Source organism: Actinomadura logoneensis, from assembly GCF_003428695.1.
Taxonomy (GTDB): domain Bacteria; phylum Actinomycetota; class Actinomycetes; order Streptosporangiales; family Streptosporangiaceae; genus Spirillospora; species Spirillospora logoneensis.
This window is the reverse complement of record NZ_QURH01000918.1, coordinates 1-7,230: the sequence shown is the minus strand read 5'-3', so window position 1 is coordinate 7,230 and position 7,230 is coordinate 1. Positions and strand designations below refer to the sequence as shown.

The window sequence follows — 7,230 nt, the reverse complement described above, 5'->3', positions numbered from 1 at the left end:
CGCGGCCGGGGCGGACGCGGGCGCGGCGGCGGGCTTGGCCGGGGCGTCGGCGGGCTTGGCCGCGGGCTCGCCGGCCTCCTTGTCGACGCGCGGGCCGACACCGAGCTTCTCCTTGATCTTCTTCTCGATCTCGTCGGCGGTGTCGGGGTTGTTCTTGAGGTAGTTGCGGGCGTTCTCCTTGCCCTGCCCGAGCTGGTCGCCCTCGTAGGTGTACCAGGCGCCGGACTTGCGGACGAAGCCGTGCTCGACGCCGAGGTCGATCAGACCGCCCTCGCGCGAGATGCCCTGGCCGTAGAGCAGGTCGAAGTCGGCGACCCGGAAGGGCGGGGCCATCTTGTTCTTGACGACCTTGACCCGGACGCGGTTGCCGACGGCCTCGGTGCCGTCCTTCAGGGTCTCGATGCGGCGCACGTCGAGCCGGACCGAGGAGTAGAACTTCAGCGCGCGGCCACCGGTGGTGGTCTCCGGCGAGCCGAACATGACGCCGACCTTCTCGCGCAGCTGGTTGATGAACAGCGCGGTGGTGCGGGTCTGGTTCAGCGCACCGGTGATCTTGCGGAGCGCCTGGGACATCAGCCGGGCCTGGAGGCCCACGTGGCTGTCGCCCATCTCACCCTCGATCTCGGCGCGCGGGACGAGCGCCGCGACCGAGTCGATGACCACGAGGTCGACCGCGCCGGAGCGGATCAGCATGTCCGTGATCTCCAGCGCCTGCTCGCCGGTGTCGGGCTGGGACACCAGCAGGGCGTCGATGTCGACGCCGAGCTTGGCGGCGTACTCGGGGTCGAGCGCGTGCTCGGCGTCGACGAACGCGGCGATGCCGCCCTTGCGCTGGACGTTGGCCACCGCGTGCAGCGCGATGGAGCTCTTACCGGACCCTTCCGGGCCGTAGACCTCCACCACCCGGCCGCGCGGCAGGCCGCCGATGCCGAGCGCGATGTCGAGCGAGATCGCCCCGGTCGGGATGACCTCGACCGGCGCGCGCGCCTCCTCGCCCATCCGCATGATCGAGCCCTTGCCGAACTGCCGCTCGATCTGGGCGAGCGCGGTCTCGAGAGCCTTCTCCCGGTCGTTCGCTGCCATGGTCTGCCCCTTGTCTTGGTTTCGGTCGCCGGGTCTGCCGGCTCTCGGCTTCGCGATGTCGAGGGCGACGTTACGAGGTGCCTCCGACAGTTTTCGAACCCTCACCGGAACTGTGGATAACGTCGCGCGCCCGGCACAGCCTACCGAACATCAGTTCGATCATGGACGCGCATCCCGATTCGCCCCGGATTATCCGTGCGCCGGACGGCCTCGACACCGTACGCTGGCGGCGCCGTCCTCGGAGGCTCCATCATGACGCTGACCGTCCTCTTCTGCGTCGATCCGCTCCATCCCCGGCGCGTTGACCCGCACTTCTCCCGCGAGGCCGCGGCCGTGCGCGACCACTACGGCGAGATCGGCCTCATCGACCACGACGAGCTGCGGAACGGCGACGCCGACGCCGCCGTCCGGGACGTCCCGCGCGACCTGGGCGCCACCTGGTACCGCGGCTGGATGCTGACCGGCGCCGAGTACGCCGCCATGGCCGCCGCCCTGAAACGGCGCGGCACGGTCCTGCTCACCCATCCGGACGACTACCGGCGCGCGCACGAGCTGCCGGGCTGGCACGACACGTTCGCGGGCCTGACCCCGAGCAGCGTGTGGCGCGCCCTCTCCCCCGGCGGCGACCCCGGCGACCTGGCCGAGCTCGTGCGCCCGCTGCGCGGCGGGCCGGGGATCGTGAAGGACTACGTCAAGTCCCGCAAGCACGAGTGGGACGAGGCGTGCTACGTCCCGGACGTCCACGACCTCGCGCGCCTGCGCGCCGTCGTCACCAAGATGATCGCCCTCCAGGACGAGTATCTGGCGGGCGGCGTGGTCGTGCGCGAGTACGAGCGGCTGGACTCCGGCGGCGAGGCGCGCGTGTGGTGGGTGGACGGTGAGCCGGCGCTCGTGGGGCCGCATCCGGACACCCCCGAGGTCGAGCCCGAGCCGGACCTGTCCGGGGTGGCCCCGGCCGTCCGGGCGCTGGGCTGCAGGTTCATCACCACCGATCTCGCACGTCGGGAGGACGGCGTGTGGCGGGTGGTGGAGGTCGGCGACGGACAGGTGAGCGACCTGCCCGCCACGGTCGACCCCATGGATCTCTACGCTCACCTGCCGGTTCCTGATTGACGGTGATGAAACCCGATTCGGTACGGTTTCGTCTCAGATACGACCCTGACGTCGCCTGATAAGGACGTGTCCTCGTTGCCCCCTCAGGAACCCGCGCGCCGCCTCAGCTCACGTGCCGTGAAGATCGGCGTGGTGAGCGTGCTGTCCATCGCCGTCACCTCCGCCTGCGGCACCAAGTCCACGACGGCCTGGTGCGTCGACCGGCTGGCTCCGCCCACCGGCGCCACCAAGGGCGGCTACAAGGTCGTGCCCGACTCCTACTGCGACCGGCGTGAGATCGAGAACGGCGTCGTGGGCTACGGCCGTTACTTCTGGTACTACGGCGGGAAGCGGGACCGCACCGGATACGTGCACGGCGGCAGTTACAGCGCTCCGCGCAGCCACCGGATCAAGTCCGGCTCCGGCCACTCGCTGATCCGGGGCGGTTTCGGCGGCCACGGCCGGAGCGGCGGCTGAGATGCGGCGTGAGTTCAGCGACCCCCGTCCGGACTGGGCGGCGCGGGTCGAGGCCCAGGGCCTGGCGTACCACCGGACGGCGCACCCGGAGAACCTGACGCGGCCCTACTGGGACGAGTCGGTGCACTACGTCTTCGACATGGACGAGGTGCTGGCGCTGGAGGAGACCGTCGAGGAGCTGCACCGCATGTGCCTCCAGGCGGTCGAGCACGTCGTGACCACGGGGCGCTACAACGTGCTGGGCATCCCGGACTGGGTGGCGCCCCTGATCGAGGCGTCCTGGCGGCGCCGCGACCCGCACCTGTACGGGCGCTTCGACCTGCGCTACGACGGGACGGGCCCGGCAAAGCTGCTGGAGTACAACGCCGACACCCCGACCTCCCTGGTGGAGAGCTCGATCGTCCAGTGGTACTGGCTGCGGGACGTGTACCCGGGCGACGACCAGTGGAACTCCATCCACGAGCGGCTGGTGGCCCGGTGGAAGGAGATCGCGGCGACCGTCCCGGGCGGGCGCGCGCACTTCGCCTGGACGAACGAGGACGAGACCGGCGAGGAGGTCATGACGGTCGCCTACATGCAGGAGACCGCCGAGGAGGCGGGCCTGCCGGGCGAGGCGATCGCCATGGAGGACATCGGCTGGGACCCCGTGCGCGCGCGGTTCGTGGACCTGGACGAGCGGGAGATCACCACGCTCTGCAAGCTCTACCCGTGGGAGTGGATCGTCGCCGAGCCGTTCGGCCGGAACGTCCCCCAGGCGCCCACGAGGTGGATCGAGCCGATCTGGAAGATGATCCTGTCCAACAAGGCCCTCCTGGTGCTGCTGTGGGAGCTGTTCCCCGGCCACCCGAACCTGCTGCCGACCTACCTGAACACCCCCGGGAACCTCACGTCCTACGTGCAGAAGCCGCTGCTGGGGCGCGAGGGCGCCAGCATGCGCATCGTCACCCCGGACGGCCCGGAGGTCACCACCGGGGGCGAGTACGGGCGCGAGGGCTTCGTGTTCCAGGAGTTCTGCCCGCTGCCCGACTTCGACGGGGAGCACCCCGTCCTCGGCGCGTGGGTCGTGGAGGACGAGTCCGCCGGGCTCGGCATCCGGGAGACCTCGGGCCTCATCACCGACGACACGTCCTCGTTCGTCCCGCACCGCATTCCGCTGTAACCCCTGAGGAGAACCATGACCCCGCTCGCCGCCGCCACCGCATCCGGCGACGACAGCCTCGGCCATGTCCTGCTGCACGGCTCCGGCGCCCTGCTGGCGTACGCGGCCGTCGGCCTCGTCCTGTTCGTCGCCGGGTTCTACATGACCGACCTGGCGACGCCCGGACGCCTGATCCACGTGATCCGCCGCGACCGCAACCCCAACGCCACGCTGCTGGCCTGCGCGTCCACGGTCGGCGTCGGCCTGATCGTGGCCGTGTCGATCTTCGCCGCGGGCGGCGACCTGGTCGAGGGCCTCACCCGCACGCTGGTGTTCGGCCTGGTCGGGATCGTGGCGCAGGCCGCCGCGACGATGGCCTTCAACCGGCTCGTCGGGATCAACGTCCGGGAGGTGGCGGACGGTCCGGAGGACGGGCTGGAGCCCGCCGCGATCCTGCTGGCGGTGGCGAACCTGATGATCGGGTTCGTGATCGCGGTCGCGGTGTACTGATCCCTCCGGACGGCGGGGCCCGGACGAGGGCGGACGAGGGCCGGGGGCCTGCGGAGGCGCGGGCTAGCGGAGGCTCGGGGGCACGTCGAAGGTCGCGACCACGGCACGCCAGACGGTCTTGGCCGACTCGCCGTCCGCCAGGGCCTGGTCGATCGTGCGCCCGCCGAGCTCGGCCAGGACGTAGTCCTTGGCGACGCTCTCCGCGTAGCCCTCGCCGAAATGCTCGTTCATCCGCTGCCAGAACACTGTGAGACGCACGCCGCCACGCTATCCGACGGACTCGTCCACCTCGTCCGGCACGCTCGGCGGCCCGCCCTCGGCGTACTGCCGGTGCAGGCCGGTGAGGTAGCGCTCGACGCCTTCGACCACACGGGCCGTCCGGTAGGACGGGAAGACGTCGAAGGCGTGCTGGCCGCCCCGCATCTCGGCGTACAGGACCGGCGCGTCCGACGCGTCCCGCAGCCTCTCCACGAAGCGGCGCGCCTCCTGGACGGGGATCAGCGAGTCGTGGCTGCCGTGGATGACGAGGAACGGGGGCGCGTCCCGGCGCAGGTAGGTCACCGGTGACGCCTTGGCGTACGGCTCCCGGTCCTTGTCGAAGGGCCGTTTCACCACGTGCTTCTGCATCAACCCGAGTTTGCCGAAGGGGATCGGCAAAGGGCCGGGCTCGACCAGGTCGTAGACCCCGTAGAAGGGCACGGCTCCCTGGACGGAGGTGTCCACATCCTCGAAACCGGGCTGGAACTCGGGGACGTTGGCCGTCAGGGCGACCAGCGCCGCCAGGTGCCCGCCCGCCGAGCCTCCGGTCACGCAGAGGAAGTCCGGATCCGCGCCGTACTCCTCGGCATGCTCGCGGTACCAGCGCAGGAAGTGTTTGAGGTCGAGAAGGTGCTCGGGCCAGGTGGCCCGGGGACTCAGCCGGTAGTTGACGTTGAACCCGACCCACCCTTGCAGCGCCATGTGGTTCAGCAGCGGGAGCCCCTGTTCGCGTTTGTCGCCGATGACCCAGGCGCCGCCGTGGATCTGCATGAGCCCGGGGCGTAGACGGCCGTCCTCCTTGGGCCGGTACACGTCCAGCTTGAGGCGCAGCCGTCCCTCTTGGCGGAAGACGATGTTGCGGTCCACGCGGACACCGCGCCTGGGAATCAGGCAAAGCGGCGGGAGGACGAGGTGGCTCCGCGGATAGCGGGGGGCGTTCTGCGGGTCGAGTTCCAGAGGGACGCCGCTGTCCTTGAGCGTGACGACGGTCTTGCGGGACGCCGCGATCGTGGCGGCGGTCCCGGCTACGCCCGCGAGCCCCAGGGCCAAGCCGACCCAGCCGATCCACACGTCCCGTCCGTCCAGCCCGCCGTCGGCGGCCGTCCACGCGAGCCCTGCGACCTCCGCGACGAGCAGGTGCGGGGCCAGCTCGACGGTGAGCCAGCCGAAGAAGAAGCCGGGCACCACCAGGGCGCCGCGGCGGGGCGGACGGCGGGCGTTCGCGGCCAGCAGCAGGCTCGTCGCGCCCACCGCGAGCAGGACGTAGGGCATCGGGGGCTCCCGGGGTCGGCCTCCCTCCAGAGTGGCCGAGCAATCACTTGCTCACAACGTGACGCGGACCACCCGTGGACGTTTCTGTCGGACCCGCGAGGCAGGATGGGACGCATGACCGGACTGCCGCACGACAGCGCCGCTGACGTGCTCGAACGCTTCTCCCCCGCGACCCGCGCGTGGTTCACGGGGGCGTTCGCCGCGCCCACGGCCGCGCAGGCGGGGGCGTGGCGGTCCATCGCGGCGGGCGACTCGACGCTCGTCGTCGCGCCCACGGGGTCCGGCAAGACGCTCGCCGCGTTCCTGTGGTCGCTCGACCGGCTGGCCTCCGAGCCCCTCCGGGACGATCCGAAGCACCGCTGCCGCGTGCTGTACGTGTCGCCGCTGAAGGCCCTCGCCGTGGACGTCGAGCGCAACCTGCGCGCGCCGCTGACCGGCATCCGGCAGGCGGCGCGCCGGCTCGGGCTGCCCGAGCCGGACGTGCGGGTCGGCGTCCGGTCCGGCGACACGCCCGCCGACGAGCGGCGGCGGCTGGCCACCAGGCCGCCCGACATCCTGATCACCACGCCCGAGTCGCTGTTCCTGCTGCTCACCTCGCAGGCGCGCGAGGCGCTGCGCGGCGTCGAGACCGTGATCGTCGACGAGGTGCACGCGGTGGCGGGCACCAAGCGGGGCGCCCACCTGGCCCTGTCCCTCGAACGGCTCGACGCGCTGCTCGACCGTCCCGCCCAGCGCGTCGGGCTGTCGGCGACCGTCCGTCCGGCGGCCGAGGTGGCGGCGTTCCTGGGCGGGGCGCGCCCGGCGGCCGTCGTCCAGCCGCCCGCCGACAAGGTCTTCGACCTCGACGTGGTCGTCCCGGTCGAGGACCTCGGCGAGATCGCGAGCTTCGTGGACGGCTCCGGTGACGTGGACCCCCGGCAGCGCAGCATCTGGCCCCACGTGGAGGACCGGCTGCTCGACCTGATCGAGGCGCACCGCTCCACGCTCGTCTTCGCCAACTCCCGGCGGCTCGCCGAACGCCTCTGCGGACGCCTCAACGAGCTCGCCTTCGAACGCGCCATGAGCGTCCGCGAGGAGCAGGCCGAGCGCGAGGAGCCCGGCTCCCCGCGCCGGATCACCCCGGAGGACATCGAGCGCGCCCTCGGGCTCGGCGCGCAGGACGATCCGGACGGAGAACGCGGCGGCCCCGCCTCCGCGAACGGCGCGGACGCCCACGGCTCACAGACGCCTGGCGGCGCGGCCGGAGGACGCGATCTCGCGTCTGCGAGCGGTGCGGACGCCCGCGGCTCGGGGGCGTCCGGCGGCGCGGCCGGAGGGCGGGGTCTTGCGTCCGCGAGCGGCGCGGACGTCCGGGGGTCGGGGGCGTCCGGCGGAACGGCGGCGCCTCGTGCGGGCGCGCG

General features: G+C 72.0%; 8 protein-coding genes. 5 read left to right on the top strand and 3 right to left on the bottom strand.

Annotation, left to right across the window (positions count from 1 at the left end):
• On the bottom strand, window positions 1-1,083 hold a 1,083-nt coding region (recA, locus tag DZF91_RS30995; protein ID WP_117360626.1), incomplete at its 3' end, for a recombinase RecA.
• Window positions 1,084-1,335: 252 nt separating this feature from the next.
• Here recA and DZF91_RS30990 point away from each other — a divergent pair.
• The 4 genes from DZF91_RS30990 (at window position 1,336) to DZF91_RS30975 (ending at window position 4,300) form a co-directional block, all read left to right on the top strand.
• On the top strand, window positions 1,336-2,196 hold the full coding sequence (locus DZF91_RS30990; RefSeq protein WP_117360625.1) for an ATP-grasp domain-containing protein: 861 nt from the start codon (window positions 1,336-1,338) through the stop codon (window positions 2,194-2,196).
• A gap of 75 nt (window positions 2,197-2,271) precedes the next feature.
• The gene (locus DZF91_RS30985; RefSeq protein ID WP_235834679.1) at window positions 2,272-2,652 is read left to right on the top strand and encodes a hypothetical protein; all 381 of its coding nucleotides are present in this window, start codon (window positions 2,272-2,274) and stop codon (window positions 2,650-2,652) included.
• Between the two features lies 1 nt (window position 2,653).
• Window positions 2,654-3,811 (top strand): glutathionylspermidine synthase family protein, encoded by a 1,158-nt coding sequence (locus DZF91_RS30980; RefSeq protein WP_117360624.1) that lies wholly within the window; start codon window positions 2,654-2,656, stop codon window positions 3,809-3,811.
• A 15-nt stretch (window positions 3,812-3,826) separates the two neighbouring features.
• Window positions 3,827-4,300, top strand: coding sequence for a DUF350 domain-containing protein (locus tag DZF91_RS30975; protein WP_117360623.1), 474 nt, complete (start codon window positions 3,827-3,829; stop codon window positions 4,298-4,300).
• Between the two features lie 63 nt (window positions 4,301-4,363).
• Here the strand turns inward: DZF91_RS30975 and DZF91_RS30970 are convergent, their stop codons facing one another.
• Both DZF91_RS30970 and DZF91_RS30965 read right to left on the bottom strand, forming a co-directional pair.
• Window positions 4,364-4,558, bottom strand: a complete 195-nt coding sequence (locus DZF91_RS30970; RefSeq protein ID WP_117360622.1) for a DUF3046 domain-containing protein — start codon at window positions 4,556-4,558, stop codon at window positions 4,364-4,366.
• Between the two features lie 9 nt (window positions 4,559-4,567).
• Window positions 4,568-5,830, bottom strand: coding sequence for an alpha/beta hydrolase (locus tag DZF91_RS30965; protein WP_117360621.1), 1,263 nt, complete (start codon window positions 5,828-5,830; stop codon window positions 4,568-4,570).
• Between the two features lie 114 nt (window positions 5,831-5,944).
• Here DZF91_RS30965 and DZF91_RS30960 point away from each other — a divergent pair.
• Window positions 5,945-7,230: DEAD/DEAH box helicase (locus DZF91_RS30960; RefSeq protein ID WP_235834678.1), on the top strand; the 1,286-nt coding region annotated here is incomplete at its 3' end.

Coding starts and splice junctions, on each gene's coding strand:
- DZF91_RS30990 (WP_117360625.1), top strand. CDS start 1,336: ATGACGCTGACCGTCCTCTTCTGCGTCGATCCGCTCCATCCCCGGCGC.
- DZF91_RS30980 (WP_117360624.1), top strand. CDS start 2,654: ATGCGGCGTGAGTTCAGCGACCCCCGTCCGGACTGGGCGGCGCGGGTC.
- DZF91_RS30975 (WP_117360623.1), top strand. CDS start 3,827: ATGACCCCGCTCGCCGCCGCCACCGCATCCGGCGACGACAGCCTCGGC.
- DZF91_RS30965 (WP_117360621.1), bottom strand. CDS start 5,830: ATGCCCTACGTCCTGCTCGCGGTGGGCGCGACGAGCCTGCTGCTGGCC.